Origin of the sequence: Rahnella sp. EDr1-12 (assembly GCF_049206505.1) — a bacterium.
Taxonomy (GTDB): domain Bacteria; phylum Pseudomonadota; class Gammaproteobacteria; order Enterobacterales; family Enterobacteriaceae; genus Rahnella; species Rahnella rivi.
Genome location: NZ_JBLZNY010000001.1, coordinates 720,252 through 746,788, shown reverse-complemented (window position 1 = coordinate 746,788; position 26,537 = coordinate 720,252). Strand labels below are relative to the sequence as shown.

Below are 26,537 nucleotides of genomic sequence, written 5' to 3'. Positions count from 1 at the left end.
CTTCGGCCTCCTTTTTTCATGCCTGCGATTTAAGGCAGGCGCGCGCGCGGGCATACGCTGGCGCTTTCTGCGGCAATTAAGCAGCTAAAAGCGTAATCAGGTTGAAAGGAATGGAAATTCTGACCCATACTGCGTACATCGCTTTTTACTTTGTTAAGGACAGTTAAGATGGCCGAAGAGACAATTTTCAGCAAAATTATCCGCCGTGAAATTCCTGCCGATGTGGTTTATCAGGATGAACTGGTCACCGCGTTCCGCGACATTTCTCCTCAGGCACCCAGCCATATTCTGATTATCCCGAACGTGCTGATCCCGACCATGAATGATGTGGATGCCACGCACGAAGCAGCGCTTGGCCGCATGATGACCGTGGCGGCGAAAATTGCAGAGCAGGAAGGGATTGCTGAAAGCGGCTATCGCCTGATCGTGAACTGCAACCGTGACGGCGGGCAGGAGGTTTATCATATTCATATGCACCTGGTCGGTGGCCGCGCGCTGGGTCCATTGCTGTCACGTCAGTAAGGATAAAAAATGCGATTTTTGATGGCAATATTGCCGGTGCTTTTGTTGATAGGGTGCAGCAGTCGTCCGGGCATTGCGCTGAATAATCAACAAAAAGTGGTCATGGAATCGCCCGTGCTGACGGCGGGGATTATCCCCAGTTCGCCCTCTGTCGGTGAATCCGGTGGACAAAAGCAAGCCACCAGTACGCTCAATAACAACCAGCCGCACGCCGTGACGTTGCATTACCGTTTCTTCTGGTACGACAAGCAAGGGCTGGATTTACTGCCCGTTGCCGAACCCAGAACGGTCACCGTGCCTGCTAACAGCAGTCTGGAAGTCAGTTCCCTGAATGGTAATCTTGATGCGGACAGCGTGCGTCTTTACCTTTATCTCTAATGTTCTCGACGGAGTAGGTTGATGAAAAAGTATTTCCTCATTGTGGCAATGGCCGCATTGATCCTCGGTGGTTGTACATTGCCAAACCAGCAACAGCCACAGCAGCCGGAACAACCCCAGCAACCGCAGCAGCCTCAGCCGCCGGTGAATCCGCCGGTGCCAGAGCAACCGACCGTTCCTCCTGTTCCTCAGCCTCCTAAGTTTGCCAACATTGACTGGACAGCCACTGTTCAACCGATGCTGGCGAAAATGCTGAAAGCAGATGGCGTTCAGTCAGGCAGTGTTCTGCTGGTCGACAGTGTGAAAAACAGCACCAACGGCTCATTGCAAACCGCCAAAGCCACCGATGCTTTACGCACGGCGCTGGCGAACAACACGACCTTCCAGGTGATCCCGGCTGAACAGCTGGCTTCTGCCAAACAATCGCTGGGGTTATCGCCGGATGACAGCCTGGCGTCTGTCAGCAAGGCCATCGGTCTGGCCAATATCGTCAAAGCGCAGTACGTGCTCTACAGCACGGTGAGCGGCGATGTGAAATCACCGACCATGTCCATGCGTTTGATTACCGCGCCGAGCGGTGAAATTGTCTGGTCTGGCCGTGGCGCCGTTCAGAATTAACGCGCAATTACAGCAACTGATTGAACAGCATTATCCGGCGGTGAAAACCGCCGGTTTTCATTTGTCGCCGGTGGCCGGTCTGACGGGGGAGAGCTGGAAAATCAGCTCTCCTGCCGGTGATTTACTGGCGCGATATCAGTCACCTGATCGTCAGATTTCCGGAGCGGACAGACGCCGCGAACATCGTGTTTTGCGGCATATCACCCGGCATTATCCCGGCCCCTGTGTCAGACTTTATTCACCGCCGTGGTTGCTGGTGGACTGGATTAACGGCACACCGCTGACCGGGCAGGCTTTTGCCGCCACGGCCGGGCAGCAGGCGCTGAGTGAGAGTCTGGTGTTACTGCATCAGTTGCCTCTGTCGGGTTACCGGCTGAATTTACATCAGCAATTTGCCCGTTACTGGCAGCACGTGGACCGCCGTCGTCTGACGCCGCGCTGGTTGCGGTGGCATAAAAAGATGATGCGTACGCCGCCTCCCGCGCCGCTGCGGTTATCCCTGGTTCACATGGATATTCACGCCGGCAACGTGCTGGCAACGCCGCAGGGGCTGCGGCTGATTGACTGGGAATACGCCGCTGACGCCGATATCGCACTGGAGCTGGCTGCCATTATTCGGGGCAACGGCTGGGGTTCTGCTCAACAGCGCGCGTTTTTACAACGTTACGTGTCCGCGGGCGGTTATCGGGATTTAACGCTTTTACAGCAGCAGGTAAACCGCTGGTTACCCTGGGTGGATTACCTGATGCTGATGTGGTTTGAAGTGCGCTGGCAGCAAACCGGCGAGCTGAAATATTGTGAATGGGCGCAGCCGCTGCACCGCCAGCGTTGAACTGCGCCTGTGATGAATGCTGAATTGCTTATCTGAATTGATTGAAAAGGAGTGGCCATCTTGTTGGGACCTGTAATGCTGGATGTGGCTGGCTATGAGCTGGATGCCGAAGAACGTGAAATTTTGCAGCATCCGCTGGTTGGCGGTCTGATTTTATTTACCCGTAACTATCACGACGTCGAACAGTTGCATGAACTGATCCGTCAGATCCGTGCGGCATCGCACGACCGGCTGGTGCTGGCGGTGGATCAGGAAGGCGGCCGCGTGCAGCGTTTTCGTGACGGGTTCACCCGTCTGCCTGCCGCGCAATCTTTTGCCGCGCTGAATGCGCCGCATGAAGCGGGGCGGCTGGCGCAGGAAAGCGGCTGGCTGATGGCATCTGAAATGATTGCGATGGATATCGACATCAGCTTTGCACCGGTGCTGGATATCGGACATATCAGCGCCGCCATTGGTGAACGTTCCTTCCACGCAGAGCCGCAAAAAGCGCTGGAGATGGCGGAACGCTATATTCTCGGTATGCATTCTGCCGGTATGAAAACCACCGGCAAACATTTCCCGGGGCATGGCGCGGTCAGCGCTGACTCTCATAAAGAGACACCGCGTGACGATCGTCCGCTGGAAGAAATCCGCAAGCATGACATGGCGATTTTCCGTCAGCTCAACCAGCGTAAATTGCTGGATGCGGTCATGCCTGCGCACGTGATTTATACCCAGGCCGATCCACGACCGGCCAGCGGTTCGCCTTACTGGTTGCAGGAAATCTTGCGCAAGGAACTGAAGTTTGACGGCGTGATTTTCTCTGATGACATCTCGATGGAAGGCGCGGCCATCATGGGCACGTATCCGGAGCGGGCACAGGCTTCGCTGGATGCGGGCTGCGATATGATCCTTGCCTGTAACAACCGTCAGGGCGCGGTCAGCGTGCTCGATAACCTGTCGCCGGTCAACGCAGAGCGTGTTGCGCAGTTGTATCATCGCGGCCGGTACAGTGGAAAAGAGGCTCGTCAGGATTTGCTCAATTCAACCCGCTGGCAGCAGGCAAACCGTGACTTAACGGCGCTCGATGCCCGCTGGCAGGAACACAAACAGGCTGCCCGGTAACGGTTTCTGGACCGCAGAGGGTGTCAACGCACATTCAGGATGAGGTAAACGATGATTATCTATTTGCATGGTTTCGATTCAACCAGCCCCGGTAACCACGAGAAGGTTTTACAGCTTCAGTTTATTGACCCGGACGTGCGCTTTATCAGTTACAGCACGCTGCATCCACGCCATGACATGCAGCATCTGCTGAAAGAAGTCGATAAAGTGCTGCATGAAACGCAGGATCCGCACCCGCTGATTTGCGGCGTCGGCCTCGGGGGTTTCTGGGCGGAGCGCATTGGTTTCCTGTGCGGTATCCGCCAGGTGATGTTCAATCCGAATTTATCTCCGCAGGACAATATGGCCGGAAAGATTGATCGTCCCGAAGAGTATGAAGACATTGCCACCAAGTGCATCAGCGATTTTCGTGAGAAAAACCGCGACCGCTGTCTGGTGATTCTGTCCCGCGAAGACGGCGTGCTCGACAGCAGCAAGACGGCCGAGAAACTGCATCATTATTATCCTGTGGAATGGGACGAAAAACAGAGCCACAAATTCAAGGATATCTCGACGCATTTGCAGCGGATCAAAGCTTTCAAAACCATCGCCTGAAGATGTTTATATCCCGCTAAAACCACCGCCCCGCGCGGTGGTTTTTTTATGGGCGGCAGAAAGCATCCGGTGATGTTTTCATGCTAAACGCGCTAACTGCCTGATTTAAAAATGTCAAAATGCGTGCCATTTCATCAGGGCAATCAGACCAAATCATTTTAAATTGACCTACATCAATTTTGGTATGACCAAATCACCACGCATGATATCCTCCCACTCAGATACCGAATTAACTTAAGCAACCCTATGTAATATAAGGATTATTTTTTAACTCTTATATAACAAATGGTTCACATTTGAGGGGGTCATTTTGACATCACCAATGAAGAAAATTGTCATAATTGGCGGCGGCGCTGGCGGTCTGGAACTGGCGACCAGCCTCGGGCATAAGCTTGGCCGTAAAAAGAAAGCGGAGATCATTTTGGTCGACCGTAATCACAGCCACCTGTGGAAACCACTGTTGCACGAAGTGGCTACCGGCAGCCTGGATGATGGTGTTGATGCCCTGAGCTATCTGGCGCATGCACGTAACCACGGTTTCACGTTCCAGATTGGTTCACTGACCGATATCGACCGTGAAAATAAGACCATCAAGCTGGCTGAAATTTGCGACGAAAACGGCGAAATGCTGGTGCCTGTGCGTGATATCGCTTATGACCAGCTGGTCATGGCGCTGGGCAGCACCTCTAATGACTTCGGCACGCCGGGCGTGAAAGACCACTGCATCTTCCTGGACAACCCGCATCAGGCGCACCGTTTCCACAACGAAATGCTGAATTTGTTCCTCAAATTCTCAGCCAGCGCAGATAAGCAAAAGAAAGTGAACATTGCTATCGTCGGCGGCGGCGCGACCGGCGTTGAGCTGTCGGCTGAACTGCATAATGCGGTGAAACAGCTGCACAGCTACGGCTTTAAAGGGCTGGACAGCGAAGCGCTGAACGTCACGCTGGTCGAGGCCGGTGAACGTATTCTGCCGGCATTGCCACCGCGTATTTCTGCGGCGGCCCATCAGGAGCTGACCAAGCTGGGGGTGCGCGTTCTGACCCAAACGATGGTCACCAGTGCGGATAAAAACGGTCTTAACACCAAGTCTGGCGAATTCATTGATGCCGATCTGATGGTCTGGGCGGCGGGTATCAAAGCCCCTGATTTCATGAAAGACATCGCCGGGCTGGAAACCAACCGTATCAATCAGCTGGTGGTTGAGCCAACGCTGCAAACCACACGCGACCCTGACATTTATGCGATCGGTGATTGCGCATCCTGCCCGCAGCCCTCAGGTGGTTTTGTGCCGCCGCGCGCGCAGTCAGCGCATCAGATGGCATCACGTTGCTTTGCTAATATCATGGCGCAGCGCAAAGGTCAGAGCCTGAAACCTTATGTCTACAAAGATCATGGTTCACTGGTGTCTCTTTCCCGTTTCAGCACCGTCGGCAGCCTGATGGGCAACCTGATGCGTGGTTCGATGATGGTGGAAGGGCGTCTGGCGCGCCTGGTGTATGTATCGCTTTACCGTATGCACCAGATTGCGTTGCACGGTTACATCAAAACCGGCCTGATGATGCTGGTAGGCGGAATCAACCGGGTGATCCGCCCGCGTCTGAAACTGCACTGATTTTTTTGATCGTCCGCTGAATCGTTTCCTCACGGTTTGGACACTGAAAGCCTGCTTCCCGCAGGCTTTTTTATTGCTGACCAGAGGCTCCTGCCACCGAAAACTAGTTTGTCCGCTAAGAATGCTCTGAAACACCTCGTTACACCCGCATTTCTCTCACTTACAGACTTCGTCTTATTGTTCCTTAACCATTCCAGGTACAAACTTTAACAAGTTTACAGCCGGCGATTCACGCACGCCGAACCTCAGGATGTGAAGTTTTCCACTGAGGTATGTGTCCTGAGTCAGGCGCAATATGCGTGGTAACATTTTCGGAGGAAGTCCTGTGAACAAGTCAATGTTAGCTGGGGTCGGTATTGGTGTGGCTGCGGCATTAGGCATTGCCGGTGTGGCGAGCATGAATGTCTTTTCATCTGACCCGCAATACGCGCAGGTTGTCAGCGCGACGCCAATTAAAGAAACCATCAAAACGCCGCGTCAGGAATGCCGCAATGTCACCGTGACTCACCGTCGTCCTGTTCAGGATGAGCATCAGATAGCCGGCTCTGTGCTGGGCGCTGTCGCCGGTGGCGTTCTGGGGCATCAGTTTGGTGGCGGTCGTGGCCGTGATGTGGCGACAGTTGCCGGTGCGCTGGGCGGTGGCTATGCGGGTAACCGTGTACAGAGCAGCATGCAGGATAACGATACCTACAGCACGCAGCAGCAACGTTGTAAAACCGTCTACGACAAAGAAGACAAAATGCTCGGGTATGATGTGACCTATAAAATAGGCGATCAGCAGGGCAAAGTGCGTATGGACCACGATCCGGGCACACAAATCCCGCTGGATAAAAGCGGTCAGTTGCAGCTTACCCGTTCCTGATACCGGTAAGTGGCAAATAAAAGCCTGAGGCGCAAACCTCAGGCTTTTTTTATGTCTCTGGCGACGTGATCAGGCCGCAGTATCCGCTGCATTCAGGCCGTTTTTGTGTTTCACGATATCGGCCATGACGGCCAGCGCAATCTCAGCGGGAGTTTTGCTGCCAATGGACAAGCCGACGGGGGCATGAAGACGGGCGAAATCCTCAGCGGAAAAATCCGCAATGGTTTGCAGGCGTTCACGACGGCGAACGCTGTTGCGTTGTGAACCCATTGCGCCAATGTAAAACGCTGGTGTATTCACTGCCTCCATGAGCGTCAGGTCATCCATGCGCGGATCATGGGTCAGGGCGACTATCGCGGTATTGGCATGGCAACCCTGTAACTCGAGATACTTTGCCGGAAACTGTTTCTCAAGCCGGATCTCAGCTTTCAGCGCAGGCAGAAAATTTTCCAGCACTTCTTCACGGCATTCGCACACCACCACGTCAAAGCCCAGCGCACACGCAAAGTCTGCGCAGTAGATCGCGACGCTTGAAAGCCCGGCAATCAGCAAACGCGGTGGTGCCGCCAGGTGTAATCTGACGCAGTCACCGTCACGCATCACCTGGGTGGCGCTGTGATAGCCCGTGAGCGCCAGATGATCGCAGGCGGCGGGCAGGGTAAGTGATTTATCCAGCGCAAAATGCCCGGCCAGCGCCATCCCCATTTTTTGCAGATAATCCAGATTGCCCTGCGTTGCGGGCAGATATTCGATCAGCACATCCAGCGATCCGCCACACGGCAGGGCGACATCGGGGGTTAACCCGCCGTCACCGTAACGCACAATCTGGCTGGCCTGCTGATAGTCTCCGGCGGCAATGCGCCGTAAGAAATCCTCTTCGACACATCCGCCTGACAGCGAACCGCAATAGCGGCCATTGCTGGTCGCCGCCAGTAAGGCACCGGGCGCGCGCGGGGAGGAACCGTACGTCGTCAGAACAGTACACAACCACACCGGCTGATGCGTCAGCCATTCATGCGCCTGAGAAATTACCTGATTATCAAGATGCTGCATGCGGAGATCCGTTTGAAAAAAGCGCAGAAAGAGAAAGTTGTTCCGGCAAATCGATGTCGGTGATCACGGCGGGCGTTGTGACATCCAGGCGTAACAGCGGCTGGCTGCGGATAAGTTCCCTGGCATCATGGTCACCGTGCAGTTGTAAAAGGGCGTCCCGCATCTGGCGGGCAAAACCCACCGGATGTCCCGGCTGATTTTGCCAGTAAGGCCGAACCACGGGCTTCAGAGGCAGGGAAGCGGCCACGGCGGCAAAAATATCCGGCGTGACGAAAGGCATATCGGCAAGATGAACCAGCCACCCGTCCCAGTCTGGCGTATCGCGCACCCCGGCCGCGACTGAACCTCCGGTGCCGGCGCTCTGTGTCAGCGTGAAAGGCACCCCTTCACGCAGGCAACTTGCCTGAACCTGACTGTTTTCAGCACGCGTAACCACGCGCACCGGCAGCCCGCTGCTCAGCACCTGACGGAGGGTGAGGTCAAAAAGGGTGGCAGCATTTTGTGCTGTTTGGGTCAAAATTGCATTCAGCTTGTTACCTGTGCCTCCGGCGGCGATAAACCGGCTCCCCAGCCCTGCGGCGAGAAGAATAATACCTGCCATTTTCCTTGCATCCCTTTTGTACATTGTTTGCGCAACAGGATTAATTATCCCATTTTATTGCGCAAAATTGTGAACGAAATATTAAAAATGTGTATTACGTCATTACTTAGCGCAACATGACTGCCTATAATCGCCCGCGTTAAACGGTATTTTTAGAATTTATGACAAATTGTAAAAGCGCCGCACTATAAGAAAGACAATAAGAAGCAAGGAACTTTATGAGCAATTTCAACCCGTCCAGGCGGCGCTTTGTCAAAGGCGCTGTGATCGCTGGTGTCTCCGTTTATCTCGCGCCGCTGCACAGTCGTGCATACGCTGCGCTGTTTGAAGAAAAAATTCTGCAATCGCCACAATGGGACGCACAAAACAAACGCGTTCGTTTCCGCATTGACGGAAAGGCGAAAGTCATGGGGCAGAAGGTGTTTGCCCGCGATATCCGCGCGCAGGACATGCCGCACTGGCCGCAAAAACAGGCGCATGCCTTTATCCTTCGCGTGACCCAGGCCGACAAAATTTATGCCGGGTTAGATCTCTCTCTGCTGGGCGATGATTTGCAGCCTGATCAGCTGGTGACCGCCGACGTGCTGGCGCGTGACGGGCTGGCCTTCCCGGCATTCTATGGTGAAGACATGCTGCTGCCGGAAGGCAAAACCCCGGCTTATCTGGGGCAGGCGGTGGCGATTCTGGTGTATCAGGATTTCGCGAAATTCCGCTTCGCCAAAAACGCCCTCAAGTTCAAAGACAACGTGGTGCGCTACGGTGACAAGACCGGCCCGCTGGAAAGGGATCCCTGGGGAACCTTCCGCTTTGTGCGTGTAGGGGGCGAAACCGCCTTTGAAGACGATAAATTCTCCAGCCTGAAAGACATGCCGGTTTTCCCGGTCAGTATGCGCAAACATCTGCCGGTGTGGCCGGAAGGGCGCGAGGGCGGTAAGTTGGATGAACAGGGCATGTTCTACGCCGGGGAAATGGCCGATGAGCTCAACTCTCCGCCACAGGACTGGCTGGTGATGTCGCGCAAATTCACCACGCAATCCGTCGATACTTCCGCCCTCGAGCCGGATAATGCCAACGGCTGGTACGATGCGGCGACGCAAACGCTGCATATGGTGGTGCCAACCCAGTCGCCGCAGGAAGTGGCCGACGAAATGCCACGCATGATGGCGAAATCGCACCGCACGGTGAAAACGCTGATTATGCATCCCTGTTACACCGTCGGCTATGGCTCGAAAGATCACTACAACTTCCCGTATTACGGTGCCGTCGCGGCGATGTACGGCGACGGTTTGCCGGTGCGTCTGGCCAATGACCGCTTCGAGCAGTTCCAGTCTTCCCTTAAACGCCACGCGTTTGATATGAATTACGACATCGCGGTTAACCGTGAAACCGGCATGTTGCAGTCATTCCACGCGGCAATGACCGCAGACGGCGGCGGGCGCAGCAACTTTACGCCGTCGGTGGTGATGGTTGGCGCGACCGCTGCGCAGTCGATTTACTATTTCCCGAAAAGTGATCTTTCAGCCGTCGGGCTGGCGTCGCGCGCGCTGGACGCCGGTTCAGCGCGCGGCTACGGCACGCTGCAAAGCATGGCCGCCACCGAAATGATGATGGATGAACTGGCCGCCGAACTGAAACTGGATCCGATTGCGTTCCGTCTGCGCAACGTCCTGAAATCGGGCATGAAAAACACCCAGGGCGCCATTCCTGCGGGCGCAATTCGCGCGGATGAAGTGCTGGAAAAAGCCGCCGTTCACCCGTTATGGACGCAGCGCCAGAACCGCAAAGCCGAATACGAAAGCCAGAATCCGGGTAAACGTTATGGCGTCGGTTTTGGTTGCGTGCAGAAAGACTTCGGTACCGGCGCGGAAACCTCTTTCGCTCGCGTCGAACTCAGTGAAAAAGGCGAAATCAGCCTGTGGCACAGCGGCGCAGAAATGGGGACGGGGATGTCCACGTCGCAATCCGTGTTGTGCGCCGAATGGCTGGGGAAACCGGCTGAACAGGCGCATTTCTCAGTGACCGACTGGTCGGTATTGCCGGTGGAAACCAGCGGCGACCCGTACATTATGTCGCAGGAAGAGCAGGACAAACTGCAAACCAATCCGCGCTGGTCGCCGTCTTATTGCTCGCCGTCCAGCGCCAGTAACTCCGCCTATTATTTCTCCCACAGCACCCGCGAAGCCGCGCGTCTGATTTTCGACCAGGGGTTATGGCCTGCGGCGATGGCTATCTGGCAAACCGGTATCGGCGGCGGACAGGCCGCGCCGTACATCGTGCGCAAGGAAGATGCCCGCTGGGTTGAAGGCGGCCTGACCGCCAACGGCATGCAAATTCTCAGCCTCGAAACGCTGGCGAAAAAAGTCTACGAAATGAACGGCATGACCGGCGCGGCGGTACACGTTTTCAACCGCTGGCAATGGGCTGAAGCCGATTTCACACTGAACGCGGTGCGCCAGCGCATTCCGGTGGATGGCATGGCGGTGCGAAACGGTGCGGGCGAGTTCCGCACGCTGGCGCGTGACGCGGTGTATTATCCGCCGACGCAGCGTAACAACGCCTCCGTGACCTATTACAGCGCGGTCGGCACCCTGGCTGAAATCGCGGTGGACATTGCCACCGGCAAGGTCGAATTACTCACCCACCATTCCATTATGGAGTGCGGCAACCTGATCGTGCCTGAGCTGGTGTCCGGCCAGTTGCAGGGCGGGCTGGCGATGGGGATCGGCCACGCATTGCACGAGTATTTACCGCTGTACGAAGACGGACCGGGCAACGGAACCTGGAATTTCAACCGTTACCATTTGCCGCGCGCCAGCGATGTGGCGGTCTGGAAACAGACCAGCGACATCCTGCCTGCGCTGTCGGAAACCGATCCGCCGAAAGGCATGGCCGAAGTGGTGATGATCCCGGTCGTCGCCGCGCTGGTGAACGCCATCGCCCATGCCACCGGCCACCGTTTCCGTGATTTGCCCGTTCGTGCTGAAAATATTCGTGAGGTTTTACAATGAGCATCCCAACCAAGCCCTTAGAGCTGACCATTAACAATCAACATTACGGCCCGCTGGACGTACCTGAAGGCCTGATGATGATCGACTTCCTGCACGAATACGTCGCGCTGACCGGCTGCCGCCTCGGCTGCGGTCAGGGTATCTGCCATGCCTGCGTGGCTATTCTCGATCACGACAGCGGCACCAGCGAAGAGGTGCGTACCTGTATTACCGGCGCGCATTTTTTCAACGGTAAAAAAGTCCGTACCGTGGAAGGCCATGCCAAAACCGATGATAAGGGCGAGGTGACGCTGTCCCCGGTTCAGCAGGCGTTTCTGGAACATTACAGTTTCCAGTGTGGCTACTGCACACCCGGTTTTGTGAATGCCGCGACGCTGCTGCTTGAACGCCTGGAAAAACATCCGATTGCGCTCAATGAGCTGGAAGGTGCTATCAACGGTGCGCTGGAAAACCACATCTGCCGCTGTACCGGCTATGTGCGTTACTACGAAGCGGTGCGTGATGTTGTGCTGAAAACGCCGGGTCTGATCAGGGAGCACGCGTGATGAAAAAACGTCTTTTCCTCGCGCTGCTGGCGGTGATTATCATCGTTATTGCGGTGTTGTGGTGGCGGGAAAACCGCACGCTGGATGCACCGGTGCAGAAAGTGACGGCGGACACTGCGCAGATAGAACGTGGCCGCTATCTGGTGCAGGCGTCTGACTGTGCGGCGTGCCACACGGCCTCCGGCGGCGCACCGCTGGCGGGCGGTTATCCGCTGGAAACACCGTTCGGCAAAATCTTCGGCAGCAACCTGACGCCTTCTGCTGACGCCGGTATCGGCCGCTGGACTTCTGAGGATTTCTATCTGGCGCTGACTAAAGGCGTGGCGCCGGGCGGGCGTCATCTCTATCCGGCGATGCCTTACACCTCGTACAAAGGCGTGACCCGTCAGGATTCAGACGATATGTATGCGTTTCTGATGACGCGCCCGGTGGTGGATTTGCCGGTGCCGGAAAACGAAATGCCATTCCCGTTCAATCAGCGCATGGCGATGATTGGCTGGAATCTGTTGTTCCGCACGTCTGACCCGATGCCAGCCAGCTCGCAGGGGCATTCTGCCGACTGGCAGCGCGGGAAATACCTGACGGACGTGCTCGGCCACTGTGGCGAATGCCATACGCCGCGCGGCAAACTCGGCCAGATGGACACGGAGAATAACCTGAAGGGCGGGACACTCGGGCGCATCACCGCACCGGCGATCACCCCGGATGCACTGGCGCAGCGTGGCTGGAACCCGGTCGATCTGAGCCGTTTTCTTGCCACCGGTTTTGCACCCCAGGGCTCAGCGTTTGATGAGATGCACAAGGTTATTGATCTCAGCACCCGTCATCTGACTGAAGAAGATCATCGCGCAATTGTCACCTATTTACTGGGCGACAAGCCGCCCGCAGCGGTACCGGTGAGCATCGCGCAGGGCGGCAATGACGCTGGCCGGATCACTTATCTCGACCAGTGTTCCGGTTGCCATATGGCCGACGGCGCAGGCAAACCGCATGTTGCGGTGGCGATGCAAAACAACGCCACTTTGCGCCAGCCGGATGGTCGCAACCTGATCGTTTCGGTGCTCGACGGTTTACCGGCGCAGGAATTCCCGAACGGTGAAAGCATGCAGTCCATGCCAGGTTTTGCTGACCGACTGAACGACGCGCAAATCGCTGAAATGGTGAATTACCTGCGTGTGACCTTCGGCGGCCTGCCGGGAGATATCACGCCGGAACAGGTGAAAGCCCTGCGTAAGCCATAGCGGTTAACCTGAAGGCATAAAAAAGCCCGGTGAATGATATGTTCACCGGGTTTTTTTTAATCACCAGACCCTCAGATCACATGCTCAGCGAATTCTCCGAGCATCTCGCTGACAAACTTCAGCCGTTTTGGCCGGTCAGTCAGATCCAGCATAAACTTCAGTTTGGTCGGGCCGTCGAGACGATACACCTGCGGCTGCTTTTGCAGCAGGCCAATCAGGTGGCCCGGATCGACACGGTTTTTATCGCCAAACTCAATGAAGCCGCCGCGCTCATTGCCTTCAATGCGTTTGATGCCCAGATCTTTCGCCTTTAAACGCAGTATGGCGATTTGAATCAGATTGCGCGCACCGTCCGGCAGGGAGCCGAAACGGTCGATAAGTTCGACACGCAGCTCATCCAGTTCACTTTCATTGCGCGCACTGGCGATACGTTTATACAACGACAATCGCGTATTGACGTCAGGAATGAATTCTTCCGGCAACAGGGCAGGCATGCGCATCTCGACCTCAGTCTGACTGGTGGTCAGATCCTCAAGCGAAGGTTCGCGGCCTTCTTTCAGCGCTTCCACGGCGTTTTCCAGCAATTCCATGTACAGCGTGAAACCGATGCTGGTCATCTGTCCGCTCTGGCCTTCGCCGAGCAATTCGCCTGCGCCACGAATTTCCAGATCGTGCGTTGCCAGCGCAAAACCTGCACCGAGATCTTCCAGTGAGGCGATCGCTTCGAGGCGTTTGTGTGCATCAACAGACATGGCTTTCGGCGGCGGGGTCAGCAGATAGGCATACGCCTGATGGTGCGAACGCCCGACACGGCCACGCAGCTGGTGAAGCTGCGCCAGACCAAAGTGATCGGCACGTTCAATAATGATGGTGTTCGCCGTCGGGATGTCGATGCCGGTTTCGATGATCGTGGTGCACACCAGCACGTTGAAACGCTGATGGTGGAAATCATTCATCACCCGTTCGAGGTCGCGTTCCCGCATCTGACCGTGACCAATGGCGATACGCGCCTCCGGCACCAGTTCCGCCAGGCGCTCAGTGGCTTTCTCAATATTTTCGACATCATTAAATAAGTAATACACCTGCCCGCCGCGCAGAATTTCACGCAGGATAGCCTCGCGGATCACCAGGCTGTCGTATTCGCGGACGAAGGTTTTCACCGCCATACGGCGCGCTGGCGGGGTGGCGATAATCGACAGATCACGCATGCCGCTCATCGCCATATTCAGCGTGCGCGGGATAGGTGTGGCGGTCAGGGTCAGAATATCAACGTCAGCGCGCATCGCTTTGATACGCTCTTTGTGGCGTACCCCGAAACGGTGCTCTTCATCGACAATCAGCAGGCCGAGATCTTTCCAGCGCAGGTCGCTTTGCAGCAGTTTGTGCGTGCCGATAATAATATCCACTTTGCCTTCCACGGCTTCTTCGATCACCGCCTGCTGCTCTTTGGCGCTGCGGAAACGGGACATCATTTCGATACGCACCGGCCAGCTGGCAAAGCGGTCGCGGAAGTTGTCAAAGTGCTGCTGCGCCAGCAGCGTAGTCGGCACCAGCACCGCCACCTGCTTGTTGTTGGCGACGGCGAGGAAGGCCGCGCGCATCGCCACTTCGGTTTTGCCGAAACCGACGTCGCCGCAGACCAGACGATCCATCGCCAGCGGCTGTGTCATGTCGGTCAGTACGGCATTGATGGCCTGTGCCTGATCCGGCGTGGTTTCAAACGGGAAGGCCTGGCAGAACAGCTGATACTGTTCTTTGTCGTGTTTGAAGGCGAAACCGGTTTTGGCTTCGCGCTGGGCGTAAATATCCAGCAACTCGGCGGCCACGTCGCGCACCTTCTCGGCGGCTTTTTGCCGCGCTTTTGACCAGGCTTCGCCCCCGAGTTTGTGCAGCGGCGCGCTGTCATCGGCACCGCCCGCATAACGGCTGATGAGATGCAGGGACGACACCGGCACATAGAGTTTATCTTCACCCGCATAGGTCAGGATCAGGTACTCGGCTTTGATGCCACCGGCCTCGAGCGTGGTCAGACCCAGATAACGGCCCACGCCGTGTTCGACATGCACCACCGGCTGACCGGGGCGCAGTTCCGCGAGATTGCGGATAAGCGTGTCAGTGTTGATGGTGCGGCGGCTGTCCTGACGACGGCGCGCCACGCGCTCGCCGAGCAGATCGCTCTCACAAATCAGCGCCAGCTGTTTATCGGCATCCAGAAAACCGCGTTCGCAGGCGCCAATCATAATGTAACGACCGGCCGTTTCAGCTTCTTCAATACGGGTGATGAGCTGCGGCATCAGTTTGATGCGCGCCAGTAAATCCTGCAGCGTTTCCCGGCGGCCTTCACTTTCCACTGAGAAAACCAGACTGCCGGCAAAGGATTCATTAAAGCGGCGCAGGTTATCCATGGGCGCTTTATTTTGCGGCTGAACAGATAAATCCGGCAGCTTTTCATAACTGAGATTGGTGTTCGCGGCTTTTTTCGGCAGCGAATCGGTACGCAGCTGAACGCGCGGCCAGGCTTTGAGTTCAGCGAACAGGGTATCCACGCGCAGCCACAGGTTTTCAGGCTCGAGCAGCGGACGCATCGGATCCACCCGGCGGTTTTCGTAACGCTGGTTGGCGTCCTGCCAGAAACGCTCGGCAGCAACGTCAAGATCGCCGGTATTAAGCACCAGCGTATTTTTCGGAAGATAGCTGAATAAGGTGGTCAGCGGCTGGCTGAAAAACAGCGGCTGCCAGTATTCAATCCCGGCCGGGAACGTGCCTTTACTGACCTGCTGATACACGTGTTCGGCATCGCGGCGCACTTCGAACTTCTCGCGCCACTGGCTGCGGAACAGTTCAATGGCATTTTTATCGGTCGGGAATTCATGCGCGGGCAACAAATTGATGTGATCAACTTCGCTCAGCGTGCGCTGTGTATCGACGTCAAACGTGCGCAGACTGTCGATTTCATCGTCGAAGAAATCGATGCGGAAAGGCTCATCGCTGCCCATCGGATAGAGGTCGAGCAGGGCGCCACGGGTGGCAAACTCACCGTGCTCCATCACCTGATCGACGCTGCGGTAACCCGCCTGTTCCAGCTGTGAACGCAGTTTATCGCGTGACAGTTGCTGGCCTTTCTTCATCACCAGCGCGTGGCCGTGCAAAAACTCGTGCGGGCAGACGCGCTGCATCAACGTATTCACCGGCAAAATAATGATGCCGCGTTCCATGGTTGGAAGCTGATAAAGGCTGGAAAGGCGTGAAGAGATGATTTCCTGATGTGGCGAGAAACTGTCGTAGGGCAGGGTTTCCCAGTCCGAAATGCTCAGCACTTTATGATCGGTAAACTGTTGAATTTCATCGCGCAGACGCAGGGCATTTTGCATGTCCGGTGCAATCAGCATGATCGGGCCCGCGTGGCGTTCACTGATTTGGGCGCATTCCAGGGCACAAGCGGAGCCGGTCAGTTGCCCTAAAAGGCGGGTGTCACCGGGGCGTTCAGGCAATGAATAACGATAATCTTGAGACATAGGCTATTTTGCGTTCTCGTTTGGCGGCAGCAGGGGGCCAATTAGCAGACCGTATCTTGCGATGCGCATACAATCGGGGTCAACCCGGCTCTGCAATAAAAAAGGACAAAAGAGCCCCGGGATTAAACCGATTACTTTGGGTTAATGGTTCCATAAAGCGGTGCTAGCCTTTATTATCCTTCATCACTTTAGTCTGCGCCATGCACTTATTTGCGGCCAAACACTTAAAACGGAAGTCATGTATCAACCTGTCGCGTTATTCATAGGCCTGCGCTACATGCGCGGGCGTGGTTCGGACCGCTTTGGGCGGTTTGTCTCCTGGCTGTCCACCATTGGCATTACCCTCGGGGTGATGGCGCTGGTCACGGTGCTGTCGGTCATGAACGGTTTTGAGAAGGATCTGGAAGGAAATATTCTGGGTCTGATGCCTCAGGCGTTGGTGACCACACCGGCCGGATCGCTGGATCCTCAAAAAATTACCCATCAACAGATAACGGCGCTGAAAAGTGTCAACCGCGCTGTGCCTCTGACCACCGGTGACGTGGTGCTGCAAAGCCCCGGCAGCGTGGCCGTGGGTGTCATGCTCGGTGTCGATCCGACACAGCAGGATCCGCTGGCGAAATATATGATTGGCGTTGCCCAGCAGGAGCTGCAACCCGGTAAATACAACGTCATTCTGGGCGATCAGCTCGCGCAACAGCTTAAAGTACGTCGTGGCGATAAGCTGCGTCTGATGGTGACCAGCGTCAGCCAGTTCACGCCGGTCGGGCGTGTGCCAAGTCAGCGTTTGTTTACCGTGATTGGCACGTTCTCAGCGAACAGCGAAGTCGATGGTTATCAGATGCTGGTCAATATCCAGGATGCTTCACGTCTGATGCTCTATCCGAAAGGCAACGTGACCGGCTGGCGTTTATTCCTTGATAAACCGCTGGATGTCGACAGCCTGAGCGTTCAGAAGCTGCCGGAAGGCACCAGCTGGAAAGACTGGCGTGAGCGTCGGGGTGAGCTGTTCCAGGCCGTGCGCATGGAAAAAAATATGATGGGGCTGCTACTTAGCCTGATCGTGGCGGTTGCCGCGTTCAACATCATTACCTCGCTGGGTTTACTGGTGATGGAAAAACAAGGCGAAGTGGCGATTCTGCAAACGCAGGGGCTAAGCCGCCGTCAGATCATGGCCGTATTTATGGTGCAGGGCGCCAGTGCCGGTGTGATCGGCGCGCTGCTCGGTGCCATACTGGGCGTGGTGCTCGCGACCCAGCTCAATACAATTATGCCGGCTATCGGGCTGATGCTTGATGGCGCGTCGCTGCCGGTCGATATTGAACCGGTTCAGGTCGTGGTTATCGCGCTGTCCGCCATGATCATTGCTTTATTATCTACGCTGTATCCTTCCTGGCGCGCTGCTGCCACCCACCCCGCAGAGGCTTTACGTTATGAGTAATTCTTTATTATTGCAGTGTGACAACCTCTGTAAGACTTATCAGGAAGGCAAACTGCGCACCGACGTGTTGCGTGACGTGACATTCGCCATGCAGCCGGGCGAAATGATGGCGATCGTTGGCACCTCAGGTTCCGGTAAAAGTACGTTGTTGCATTTGCTGGGGGGGCTGGACTCACCGACCTCCGGCGAAGTCATTTTTAAAGGCCAGTCGCTGAATTCGATGTCTTCTTCCGCGAAATCAGAACTGCGCAACCGCGAGCTCGGCTTTATCTATCAGTTCCACCATTTGCTGCCTGATTTCACCGCGCTGGAAAACGTCGCGATGCCGCTTTTGATCGGTAAAAAGAAATCCGCTGAAGTGCAGGAACGTGCGATGGCGATGCTTGAAGCGGTCGGGCTGCAACACCGCAGCCATCACCGTCCTTCCGAGCTTTCCGGCGGCGAGCGTCAGCGTGTGGCGATCGCCCGTGCGCTGGTTAATAATCCTTCACTGGTGCTGGCCGACGAACCGACCGGTAACCTGGATCAGCGTAATGCCGACAGTATCTTTGAATTGCTGGGCGAACTGAACGTGCGTCAGGGCACCGCGTTTCTGGTGGTCACGCATGCTCTGGAACTGGCGAACCGCCTGACGCGTCAGCTCGAAATGCGCGACGGCAGGTTGCAGCAGGATTCGATGTTGCTGGGAGCGAAGTAATGTCAGGCATTCCGTTTTCCTTACTGATCGGCCTGCGGTTCAGCCGTGGCCGCCGTCGCAGCGGCATGGTGTCGCTGATTTCGGTGATTTCGACCTTAGGTATCGCGCTGGGTGTGGCGGTGTTAATCGTCGGTCTGAGTGCGATGAACGGCTTCGAGCGCGAACTGAAAGATCGCGTGCTGGCGGTGGTGCCTCACGGTGAAATTCGTCCGGTGAATCAGCCTTTCAATGACTGGCAGGGCGTGCTGGAACGTGTTGAAAAAGTGCCGGGCATTGTGGCCGCTGCGCCGTATATCCAGTTCAACGGTCTGATCGAACACGGTGCAAAACTGCGCGCGATTCAGCTCAAAGGCGTGGATCCGCAGAGTGAACCCCGCGTAAGCGCCGCGCCGAAGTTTGTGCAAAACAATGCATGGCAGAATTTTAAAGCCGGGGAGCAACAGCTGATCCTCGGTAAAGGCGTTGCCGATGCGGTCGGTGTGAAGCAGGGCGACTGGGTGACGGTGATGATCCCAAACAGCGATCCTGAAATGAAGCTGTTGCAGCCAAAACGGATCCGTTTGCAGGTCACCGGCATTTTGCAACTCAGCGGCCAGCTTGATCACAGCCTCGGCATGGTGCCACTGGCGGATGCGCAGCAATATCAGGATATGGGTACCAGCGTCACCGGTATCGATATCAAAGTGAACGATGTTTTCGCCGCGCAAAAACTGGTGCACGACGCCGGTGAAGTGACGCAGGCGTATGTTTACATCAGCAGCTGGGTGGGCACTTACGGCTATATGTACCGCGATATCCAGATGGTGCGCGCGATTATGTATATGGCGATGGTGCTGGTGATTGGCGTAGCCTGTTTTAATATCGTTTCGACGCTGGTGATGGCGGTGAAAGATAAAAGCAGTGATATTGCGATTTTGCGCACACTGGGCGCGAAAGACGGGCTTATCCGCGCCGTCTTCATCTGGTACGGTTTACTGGCCGGGCTGGTCGGCAGCATAGCCGGGGTAGTGATCGGCGTGATCGCCGCGTTCCAGCTGACCAATATCATTAACGCGCTGCAAAAGCTTACCGGACATCAGTTCCTGTCGGGCGACATTTATTTCATCGACTTCCTGCCATCGGAAGTTCACTGGACTGACGTGGCGGGCGTAATGTTTACCGCACTGGTGCTGAGTTTGCTGGCCAGCTGGTATCCTGCGCGCCGTGCAAGCCGTATCGATCCGGCCCGGGTACTCAGTGGCGGTCAGTGATCACATTGTTAAAAACAGCCTTTATGTTCAGACACAGAGAGTAAGGAGCACTTCATGCGCACACGTCATCGTCTGTGTCGGTTTCGCAAAAATAAACGTATCCGGCATCAGCGGTTCCGGTCGAACATTTTCCACCGTGATTCAATGGCCGCCGCGTCATTGAAGAAACCGTTCGTGGTGGTGCTCACCGGCGCGGGGATTTCCGCCGAGTCCGGCATCCGGACTTTCCGTGCTGCCGATGGCTTATGGGAAGAACATCGCGTGGAAGATGTGGCGACGCCGGAAGGTTATCGCCGCGACCCTGAGCTGGTGCAGCGTTTTTACAATGAACGCCGCCGCCAGTTGCAGCAGGACGATCTCAAACCTAATGCCGCACACTACGCGCTGGCCACGCTGGAAGAAGCGCTCGGTGACAATTTCCTGCTGGTTACGCAGAACATCGACAATCTGCATGAGCGCGCAGGCAGTTCACGCGTACTGCACATGCATGGCGAATTGCTGAAAGTGCGCTGCACGCAGTCAGGACAAATTCTGGACTGGCCGGGTGATCTGAGCGTTGACGATCGCTGTCATTGCTGCCAGTTCCCGGCTCCGCTGCGCCCGCATATTGTGTGGTTTGGCGAAATGCCCCTGGGTATGGATAACATCTACGATGCGCTGGCAAAGGCGGATTTCTTCGTGGCGATTGGCACCTCCGGCCATGTTTATCCGGCGGCGGGATTTGTTCATGAAGCACGCATCGGCGGCGCCTGTGCGGTAGAACTCAACCTCGAACCCAGTCAGGTTGAAAGCGAATTTGATATGAAACACTATGGGCTGGCGAGCGAAGTGGTGCCTGAATTCGTGCATAAATTCCTGACGAAGAAAGATGAAGCCTGGTCATAGCCGGGCTTTTTAACGATACATCCCAAAAATTGCGCCTGATCCTAAGAGTTCTTTGCGTAAACTTGGTGAAAAATGACCTGACGCAATATTCACGGTATTCATGCTGCGCATAATAAAATACAGCCGCCAGAGGATACCCAAATGGATAAGTTGCTTGACCGTTTTCTTCACTATGTTTCTTTCGATACCCAATCAAAGCCCAATGTAAAACATACGCCGAGTACTGACGGACAGCTTAAGCTGGCGCAGGCGTTGCGTAATGAACTGATGGCGCTGGGCTTTTCACAGGTAACGCTCAGTGATAAAGGCTGCGTCATGGCTACGGTGCCGGGCAATGTGGCCTGGAAAGTGCCGGTTATCGGTTTTATTTCCCACCTTGATACCGCCCCCGATTTCACCGCCAAACACGTCAATCCGCAGGTAGTCGAAAACTACCGTGGTGGCGATATTGCGCTGGGTAACGGTGATGAAGTGCTTTCTCCGGTAATGTTCCCGGTGCTGCATCAATTACTGGGCCAGACGCTCATCACCACAGACGGCAAAACGTTGCTCGGTTCTGATGATAAATCGGGTATCGCCGAAATCATTACCGCGATGGTGCGTCTGCAAAACAGCAATGTGCCGCACGGGCCAATCCGCATTGCTTTTACGCCGGATGAAGAAATCGGCAAAGGCGCACAAAGCTTTGATATTCCCGCTTTTGGCGCTGAATGGGCTTATACCGTTGACGGTGGCGGAGTGGGGGAACTGGAGTTCGAGAACTTCAATGCTGCCTCAGCGACCATTAAAATCGTCGGTAATAATGTTCATCCCGGCAGTGCGAAAGGCGTGATGGTGAACGCACTCTCTCTCGCCACCCGCTTCCACAGCGAATTACCCGCCGATGAAACCCCGGAACAGACTGAAGGTTATGAAGGTTTCTATCACCTGACCACCATTAAGGGCAACGTTGAACGCGCGGAAATGCATTACATCATCCGTGACTTCGACAAAGTGACATTCGAAGCCCGTAAGCAAAAGATTATTGATATCGCGCATCTGGTCGGCAAAGGCCTGCACCGGGATTGCTATATTGAAGTGACGCTCGACGATCACTATTACAATATGCGCGATAAAGTGGCCCAGCATCCGCACATTATTGCGCTGGCGCAACAGGCAATGAAGGATTGTGATATAGAACCGATCATGAAGCCCATTCGAGGCGGTACGGATGGCGCACAACTTTCTTTCCGGGGTTTACCTTGCCCGAATATTTTTACCGGCGGCTATAACTTCCACGGTAAACATGAATTTGTCACGCTGGAAGGAATGGAAAAAGCGGTATCAGTGATTATGCGTATTGCAGAGCTCACAGCAGAGAAATCGAGATAAGTTGATTAAACACCTCCGAATTTATTATTAAACCCGGAGGTGTTTATTACATGACGCGCAGAGATTACTTACAGTTTATCTGAATATCAATGATAACCCACATCAATATCAATAATACCTCTATTCATTAATGACATTATATTTACGCCTCCATCAATGCCATAATTTTGGCAGATTAATCATGGAGAGATAGCGTGGAAACAGCACCGACAGCACGAACAGTAGCCAGATTGCAGACAGTAGAAGGGATCAGAGAGTTTGTTAAGCAAAGAACGGCTTTCGCCGATTTCAGTCAGGGAATTAACGCATGGGTATTTATCTGGTATCCCGGAGACGGGAATATTGGTCATGCGGCCATGTTTATTGGCCCGATTGCTCATGAAAGCACTTATGTCAGCTGGTGGCCACGGTTCGAAGACGACAAAATTCTTTTCAGGAAATACCCTGCCAGACCCTCTGAGGGGTATGAAATAGACTGCGAAAGAGAAGCCTGTGATCCGGATGTCATTTATGGTATCAGATCGCTGGATGAAGTAGCGATGAAACGGACATGGCATGACATTTGTTACTCCAAAGACTCGCCATCCTTCAGAACATTATCAAAAAATTGTGCAAATATAGTGGGGAGGATATTAAAAGCCGGTTTAATTAATTCCCCTCTCAGGCATAAAGTGTTTGGGGTAATGGACGGTGACTTTTACGTCTCAACGCCTAAGCGTATTGCTGTAATTTGTAATCTCTTACGAGATAATAATAAGGCTGTAAAAATAAGAATGTCAGCGAAAACCCGAAATTTAAACCCCTTTAAAACGGTATTTCGTTTGCGCTAGTTTTTTATAAACAAGAAAAATAAATAAGAACGGAATAATTAATAACGGAAAAAATAAGGGCATCAGAATGCCCTTATTTTTTTATCAATATCAGTCGTTGAAATACCAGTAGCCGCTGTTCACCAGTGCAGACAACAGGGCGAGGAACGACGGATCGTCAAGCGCATCACCGAGCATTTCACGGGTCACCGTCTTGTGGCGCGCCATGGCGTCAACGGCGGCGGTTTGTTCAGACGTCATCGCTTCGCCATTCACGTAACACACATCCCCTACGCGCAGTACGCGTAAACCACCGACGCGTTCAAGCGTTTCGCCCGACGACATGAGTTCATAGATTTCACCCGCCTGATACGGTGGTTCCGGCGGAGCCAGATCCAGTTCATGACGTGACTGTGAGATGAACTCGCCAAACCAGCTGTTGAAATGCTCAGGGTTGTTGATCAGTTCGAGCATCATGCCGCGCAGCTTATCCAGCTCGTCAGGCTGGACTTCAGCCGGATGTTCGCGCTCAACCAGATCCGGATCGGTATAACGATGGCTTCCCAGTTCACGGGAAAGGACATGATCGGCAAATCCGCTGATCATTTCGCGGGTGTTCGGCGCGCGGAAACCCACTGAATAATTGAGGGAGTTCTCCAGCGAATAGCCGTCGTGCGGGAAGCCCGGCGGAATGTAGACGATATCGCCAGGTTCCAGTTCTTCGTCGATAATGGCTTCAAACGGCTCAACCTGAAGTAAATCCGGATGCGGACAGTGTTGTTTCATGGCGATTTTTTCGCCCACGCGCCAGCGACGGCGGCCGGTGCCCTGAATGATAAACACGTCATATTGATCAAGGTGCGGGCCTACGCCACCGCCGGGCACCGAGAAAGAAATCATCAAATCGTCCATGCGCCAGTCAGGAATATGACGGAAAGGCGTCATCAGATGTGAGGAGGGCTCATGCCAGTGATCGACGGCCTGAACCAGTACCGACCAGCCGTTTTCGCCCAGATGATCATAGCTCTCAAATGGCCCGTGGCTGACGTTCCAGCGCCCGTCCTGATTGCTGACCAAACGGCTGTCGACTTCACTTTCCATTGCCAGACCGGCCAGTTCATCCGGAGAAATCGGATCGACGAAATTTTTGAAACCGCGCTTTAACACGACAGGACGTTTTTGCCAGTAACGTTGCAGGAAATCGTTCCAGTCCAGGTCTAGTTTGTAATCCATTTTTTTTCCAAAAGAAGGTGGGTCTGTAAAGGATTATAACGGAAGGTGTTGCGGCTGCGTTGGGCAATTGCCAGCAAATTTCGTACTCCGGTGAATAAAGCACCGAAATTTGCCGGAGATTGCACCCGTCGTCGGTTATTCGAGTTCAATGCCTTGCTGTAAACCAAAGCAAACCCGCATGCTGGCCCCGCCGAGCGGGCTGTCGCCAATGATAATTTGGCCGTCGTATTGCTCGATGATGTCGTTCGCCAGAGAAAGTCCCAGCCCTTGCCCCGGACGCAGGGTATCGGCGCGCTGCCCGCGCTGGAAAATCACTTCACGTTTGCTGACCGGAATGCCCGGGCCGTCATCTTCAATCAGGATCACCAGCTGGTTTTCGGTGTGCACCGCACTGATTTCCACAAACTCCAGGCAGTATTTACAGGCGTTATCAATGACGTTACCCATCACTTCCATAAAGTCGTTCTTTTCGCCGACGAAGGTGATTTCCGGCGAGATATCGACGGTGATCACCACCCCTTTACGCTGATAAACCTTGTTCAGCGCTGAACACAAACCGTCGAGGATCGCAGGCACCGAATGCACTTCGCGGATCAGTAGATTTTGCTCCGAGCGCAGGGTGGCCCGGTGCAGGTAATAGCCAATCTGCTGAGAGATGCGGCTGATTTGCTCGAGCATCACCGGCTCAGCTTCTTCGATGGTCATCTGTTTGCCGTTGCGCAGGGCGCGCAGGGTGGACTGCAACACCGCCAGCGGCGTTTTCAGGCTGTGAGTCAGGTCTGCCAGCGTGGTGCGATAGCGATCGTAGCGCCCACGTTCGCCGTGCAACAGGATATTCAGATTGCGCACCAGCCCGAGCAGCTCACGCGGCGGATTTTCATCCAGCGATTCGCGCTCATGGGTTTCCAGTTCGGCGACCTGATGGATCACTTCTTTGATGGGCCGCAGGCTCCAGTACGCCGCCAGCCACAGCAGCGGCACCACCAGCAACAGATTGGCCAGCAGCACATAACTGAACCATTCCCAGACCAGATCGGAACGCTGTAACTCTTGCGGGATCGTATCGACGACCACGATGTTCAGTGCCGGCAGGCGCGCGGTGGCATTGTAGGTATTCACCGCGATGGAGTGCGTCATGGCGTTGGCATCGGTGTCGTCGTAATCTTTCAGCTTGTCCTGCGCCTGCGGATTATTCCCTAACACTTCGCTGCTGATTTGCGTGTCGGTATCCAGCTCATAAAAACCCGGTTTATTCATCCAGGCCTTGTTGATCTGAGCTTCCAGTTCCGGGATGCGGCGTTCCGCCCACAGCAATTTACCGTCGGCGTCGTAAATAAACACCAGCGTGGGCGTATTAAGGTCCAGATCGGGCGGAACATTGATGGAGAGTTTGCCTTCGCGCCATTGCGCCAGGCTAAAGAAGAGATTGCTCTCACCGCGCAGCAGGCGATAGGCCGTTTTATCGAAACTCACCATGTAGCCAACCACTGCCACCAGCCCGTAGGCCAGCGAAAGCGCGAGCACAACGGCGGCCGTCGCCATCATAAAACGCACGCGCAGGGAGAAGGGTTTTTTAGTACGTCCTTTCATGACGCGTCCTTACGTAGTGAGGCATCAGGCGGTAGTAAACCACGTCGTTATGCGCGGATGTCGAAACGATAACCCTGGCCGCGTACCGTGGTGATCACATCTTCCGGGTGCTCTGCCTGCAGTTTTTTGCGCAGGCGCCCCATCAGGACATCCACGGTATGGCTTTCGCGCAGTTCTGCGTCCGGGTAGAGCTGAAGCATCAGTGAGTCTTTGCTGACCACTTTTCCGGCGTTGCGGATCAGCGTTTCGATGATGGTGTATTCGAAAGCGGTCAGTTTAATGGGATTTTCGTTAACGGTCAGTTCACGGCGGGATAAATCAATCTGGAACGGATGCAGGGTAATGACCTGTGATGCCAGGCCGCTGTTGCGGCGCATCAGCGCCTGCATACGTGCCAGGACTTCTTCCAGATGGAAAGGTTTGGTGACGTAATCGTCAGCACCGGCTTCCAGCACCGCGACTTTATCCTGCCAGCTTTCGCGGGCGGTCAGCACCAGAATCGGCAAATTTGCCTGGTGACTGCGCCAGCGGCGGATCAGGCTCAGGCCGTCTTCGCCCGGCAAACCGAGATCGACAATCGCGATATCCGGTGCATGTTCATGCAAAAAATAATCGGCTTCTTTGGCGTCTTCAGCGGCATCAACCTGATGCCCCATCTCTCTCATCTGAACTGAAAGGTGATGGCGCAACAGTGCGTTATCTTCAATGACTAAAATTCGCATGGTAATTCCTTATCCTTGTGGCGCGTAAGGCAACAGAAACATTCTTAGTGT

General features: G+C 54.9%; 23 protein-coding genes. 17 read left to right on the top strand and 6 right to left on the bottom strand.

Annotated elements, in window-relative coordinates:
• Nucleotides 1-168: 168 nt before the first annotated feature.
• The 8 genes from hinT to ACO0U8_RS03395 all read left to right on the top strand — a co-directional run bounded on the left by hinT (nt 169) and on the right by ACO0U8_RS03395 (nt 6,525).
• Nucleotides 169-522 carry a purine nucleoside phosphoramidase gene (gene hinT / locus ACO0U8_RS03430; protein ID WP_056778776.1) on the top strand — a complete coding sequence of 118 codons (354 nt, stop codon included), beginning with the start codon at nt 169-171 and terminating at the stop codon, nt 520-522.
• 9 nt (nt 523-531) lie between these two features.
• Nucleotides 532-900 (top strand): YcfL family protein, encoded by a 369-nt coding sequence (locus tag ACO0U8_RS03425; RefSeq protein ID WP_056778777.1) that lies wholly within the window; start codon nt 532-534, stop codon nt 898-900.
• A gap of 21 nt (nt 901-921) precedes the next feature.
• Nucleotides 922-1,518, top strand: coding sequence for a penicillin-binding protein activator LpoB (lpoB, locus tag ACO0U8_RS03420; RefSeq protein WP_056778781.1), 597 nt, complete (start codon nt 922-924; stop codon nt 1,516-1,518).
• Nucleotides 1,499-2,350 (top strand): phosphotransferase, encoded by an 852-nt coding sequence (locus tag ACO0U8_RS03415; protein WP_421670670.1) that lies wholly within the window; start codon nt 1,499-1,501, stop codon nt 2,348-2,350. Before lpoB ends, ACO0U8_RS03415 begins: the two co-directional genes overlap by 20 nt.
• Nucleotides 2,351-2,425: 75 nt before the next feature.
• Nucleotides 2,426-3,454 (top strand): beta-N-acetylhexosaminidase, encoded by a 1,029-nt coding sequence (gene nagZ, locus ACO0U8_RS03410; RefSeq protein ID WP_421670669.1) that lies wholly within the window; start codon nt 2,426-2,428, stop codon nt 3,452-3,454.
• 51 nt (nt 3,455-3,505) lie between these two features.
• Nucleotides 3,506-4,048, top strand: coding sequence for an alpha/beta hydrolase YcfP (gene ycfP / locus ACO0U8_RS03405; RefSeq protein ID WP_056778785.1), 543 nt, complete (start codon nt 3,506-3,508; stop codon nt 4,046-4,048).
• Nucleotides 4,049-4,358: 310 nt separating this feature from the next.
• Nucleotides 4,359-5,663, top strand: a complete 1,305-nt coding sequence (locus tag ACO0U8_RS03400) for an NAD(P)/FAD-dependent oxidoreductase (protein WP_056778787.1) — start codon at nt 4,359-4,361, stop codon at nt 5,661-5,663.
• Nucleotides 5,664-5,988: 325 nt separating this feature from the next.
• Nucleotides 5,989-6,525 (top strand): glycine zipper 2TM domain-containing protein, encoded by a 537-nt coding sequence (locus ACO0U8_RS03395; RefSeq protein WP_056779168.1) that lies wholly within the window; start codon nt 5,989-5,991, stop codon nt 6,523-6,525.
• A gap of 69 nt (nt 6,526-6,594) precedes the next feature.
• On the opposite strand, the gene ACO0U8_RS03390 is transcribed toward ACO0U8_RS03395, so the two are convergent.
• Both ACO0U8_RS03390 and ACO0U8_RS03385 read right to left on the bottom strand, forming a co-directional pair.
• Nucleotides 6,595-7,578, bottom strand: a complete 984-nt coding sequence (locus tag ACO0U8_RS03390) for an XdhC family protein (RefSeq protein WP_421670284.1) — start codon at nt 7,576-7,578, stop codon at nt 6,595-6,597.
• Complete coding sequence (locus tag ACO0U8_RS03385) at nt 7,565-8,179, bottom strand: nucleotidyltransferase family protein (protein ID WP_421670283.1); 615 nt, start codon at nt 8,177-8,179, stop codon at nt 7,565-7,567. Before ACO0U8_RS03385 ends, ACO0U8_RS03390 begins: the two co-directional genes overlap by 14 nt.
• Nucleotides 8,180-8,397: 218 nt before the next feature.
• Here ACO0U8_RS03385 and ACO0U8_RS03380 point away from each other — a divergent pair, with 218 nt between their 5' ends.
• From ACO0U8_RS03380 to ACO0U8_RS03370, 3 genes are read left to right on the top strand one after another with little or no spacing between them, the layout of a single operon-like run.
• Nucleotides 8,398-11,187 (top strand): xanthine dehydrogenase family protein molybdopterin-binding subunit, encoded by a 2,790-nt coding sequence (locus ACO0U8_RS03380; protein ID WP_421670282.1) that lies wholly within the window; start codon nt 8,398-8,400, stop codon nt 11,185-11,187.
• Nucleotides 11,184-11,732, top strand: a complete 549-nt coding sequence (locus tag ACO0U8_RS03375) for a (2Fe-2S)-binding protein (protein ID WP_421670281.1) — start codon at nt 11,184-11,186, stop codon at nt 11,730-11,732. The genes ACO0U8_RS03380 and ACO0U8_RS03375 overlap by 4 nt, the downstream gene beginning before the upstream one ends.
• Nucleotides 11,732-12,973 carry a cytochrome c gene (locus tag ACO0U8_RS03370; protein WP_421670280.1) on the top strand — a complete coding sequence of 414 codons (1,242 nt, stop codon included), beginning with the start codon at nt 11,732-11,734 and terminating at the stop codon, nt 12,971-12,973. The genes ACO0U8_RS03375 and ACO0U8_RS03370 overlap by 1 nt, the downstream gene beginning before the upstream one ends.
• 71 nt (nt 12,974-13,044) lie before the next feature.
• Here ACO0U8_RS03370 and mfd read toward each other — a convergent pair whose 3' ends face one another.
• A complete protein-coding gene (gene mfd / locus ACO0U8_RS03365; protein ID WP_056778806.1) occupies nt 13,045-16,488 on the bottom strand; it encodes a transcription-repair coupling factor in 3,444 nt (1,147 codons plus the stop codon).
• Nucleotides 16,489-16,726: 238 nt separating this feature from the next.
• Here mfd and lolC point away from each other — a divergent pair, with 238 nt between their 5' ends.
• The 6 genes from lolC to ACO0U8_RS03335 all read left to right on the top strand — a co-directional run bounded on the left by lolC (nt 16,727) and on the right by ACO0U8_RS03335 (nt 22,962).
• A complete protein-coding gene (gene lolC, locus ACO0U8_RS03360; RefSeq protein WP_136375116.1) occupies nt 16,727-17,929 on the top strand; it encodes a lipoprotein-releasing ABC transporter permease subunit LolC in 1,203 nt (400 codons plus the stop codon).
• Nucleotides 17,922-18,626 (top strand): lipoprotein-releasing ABC transporter ATP-binding protein LolD, encoded by a 705-nt coding sequence (lolD, locus tag ACO0U8_RS03355; protein WP_056778810.1) that lies wholly within the window; start codon nt 17,922-17,924, stop codon nt 18,624-18,626. Before lolC ends, lolD begins: the two co-directional genes overlap by 8 nt.
• Nucleotides 18,626-19,876 (top strand): lipoprotein-releasing ABC transporter permease subunit LolE, encoded by a 1,251-nt coding sequence (lolE, locus tag ACO0U8_RS03350; protein ID WP_421670279.1) that lies wholly within the window; start codon nt 18,626-18,628, stop codon nt 19,874-19,876. The genes lolD and lolE overlap by 1 nt, the downstream gene beginning before the upstream one ends.
• A 54-nt stretch (nt 19,877-19,930) precedes the next feature.
• Entirely contained in the window at nt 19,931-20,761 is an 831-nt protein-coding gene (gene cobB / locus ACO0U8_RS03345; protein WP_056778819.1) for a Sir2 family NAD+-dependent deacetylase, read from the top strand.
• Nucleotides 20,762-20,902: 141 nt separating this feature from the next.
• Nucleotides 20,903-22,132, top strand: coding sequence for a peptidase T (pepT, locus tag ACO0U8_RS03340; protein WP_056778821.1), 1,230 nt, complete (start codon nt 20,903-20,905; stop codon nt 22,130-22,132).
• Between the two features lie 194 nt (nt 22,133-22,326).
• Nucleotides 22,327-22,962 (top strand): hypothetical protein, encoded by a 636-nt coding sequence (locus ACO0U8_RS03335; protein ID WP_390974954.1) that lies wholly within the window; start codon nt 22,327-22,329, stop codon nt 22,960-22,962.
• Nucleotides 22,963-23,052: 90 nt separating this feature from the next.
• On the opposite strand, the gene ACO0U8_RS03330 is transcribed toward ACO0U8_RS03335, so the two are convergent.
• From ACO0U8_RS03330 to phoP, 3 genes are all read right to left on the bottom strand, one after another.
• Nucleotides 23,053-24,174, bottom strand: a complete 1,122-nt coding sequence (locus ACO0U8_RS03330) for a JmjC domain-containing protein (protein ID WP_421670278.1) — start codon at nt 24,172-24,174, stop codon at nt 23,053-23,055.
• 135 nt (nt 24,175-24,309) lie between these two features.
• On the bottom strand, nt 24,310-25,764 hold the full coding sequence (gene phoQ, locus ACO0U8_RS03325; RefSeq protein WP_056778829.1) for a two-component system sensor histidine kinase PhoQ: 1,455 nt from the start codon (nt 25,762-25,764) through the stop codon (nt 24,310-24,312).
• 47 nt (nt 25,765-25,811) lie between these two features.
• Nucleotides 25,812-26,486: a two-component system response regulator PhoP gene (gene phoP, locus ACO0U8_RS03320; RefSeq protein ID WP_056778830.1), complete on the bottom strand. Its 675-nt coding sequence runs from the start codon at nt 26,484-26,486 to the stop codon at nt 25,812-25,814.
• Nucleotides 26,487-26,537: the final 51 nt, after the last annotated feature.

Bases quoted from the DNA above. Each gene is read 5' to 3' on its own strand.
- lolC (WP_136375116.1), top strand. From the start codon at position 16,727: ATGTATCAACCTGTCGCGTTATTCATAGGCCTGCGCTACATGCGCGGG.
- ACO0U8_RS03385 (WP_421670283.1), bottom strand. From the start codon at position 8,179: ATGGCAGGTATTATTCTTCTCGCCGCAGGGCTGGGGAGCCGGTTTATC.
- hinT (WP_056778776.1), top strand. From the start codon at position 169: ATGGCCGAAGAGACAATTTTCAGCAAAATTATCCGCCGTGAAATTCCT.
- ACO0U8_RS03390 (WP_421670284.1), bottom strand. From the start codon at position 7,578: ATGCAGCATCTTGATAATCAGGTAATTTCTCAGGCGCATGAATGGCTG.
- ycfP (WP_056778785.1), top strand. From the start codon at position 3,506: ATGATTATCTATTTGCATGGTTTCGATTCAACCAGCCCCGGTAACCAC.
- ACO0U8_RS03425 (WP_056778777.1), top strand. From the start codon at position 532: ATGCGATTTTTGATGGCAATATTGCCGGTGCTTTTGTTGATAGGGTGC.
- ACO0U8_RS03330 (WP_421670278.1), bottom strand. From the start codon at position 24,174: ATGGATTACAAACTAGACCTGGACTGGAACGATTTCCTGCAACGTTAC.
- nagZ (WP_421670669.1), top strand. From the start codon at position 2,426: ATGCTGGATGTGGCTGGCTATGAGCTGGATGCCGAAGAACGTGAAATT.
- cobB (WP_056778819.1), top strand. From the start codon at position 19,931: ATGCGCACACGTCATCGTCTGTGTCGGTTTCGCAAAAATAAACGTATC.
- lpoB (WP_056778781.1), top strand. From the start codon at position 922: ATGAAAAAGTATTTCCTCATTGTGGCAATGGCCGCATTGATCCTCGGT.
- ACO0U8_RS03380 (WP_421670282.1), top strand. From the start codon at position 8,398: ATGAGCAATTTCAACCCGTCCAGGCGGCGCTTTGTCAAAGGCGCTGTG.
- ACO0U8_RS03370 (WP_421670280.1), top strand. From the start codon at position 11,732: ATGAAAAAACGTCTTTTCCTCGCGCTGCTGGCGGTGATTATCATCGTT.
- phoP (WP_056778830.1), bottom strand. From the start codon at position 26,486: ATGCGAATTTTAGTCATTGAAGATAACGCACTGTTGCGCCATCACCTT.
- lolE (WP_421670279.1), top strand. From the start codon at position 18,626: ATGTCAGGCATTCCGTTTTCCTTACTGATCGGCCTGCGGTTCAGCCGT.
- mfd (WP_056778806.1), bottom strand. From the start codon at position 16,488: ATGTCTCAAGATTATCGTTATTCATTGCCTGAACGCCCCGGTGACACC.
- phoQ (WP_056778829.1), bottom strand. From the start codon at position 25,764: ATGAAAGGACGTACTAAAAAACCCTTCTCCCTGCGCGTGCGTTTTATG.
- pepT (WP_056778821.1), top strand. From the start codon at position 20,903: ATGGATAAGTTGCTTGACCGTTTTCTTCACTATGTTTCTTTCGATACC.
- lolD (WP_056778810.1), top strand. From the start codon at position 17,922: ATGAGTAATTCTTTATTATTGCAGTGTGACAACCTCTGTAAGACTTAT.
- ACO0U8_RS03375 (WP_421670281.1), top strand. From the start codon at position 11,184: ATGAGCATCCCAACCAAGCCCTTAGAGCTGACCATTAACAATCAACAT.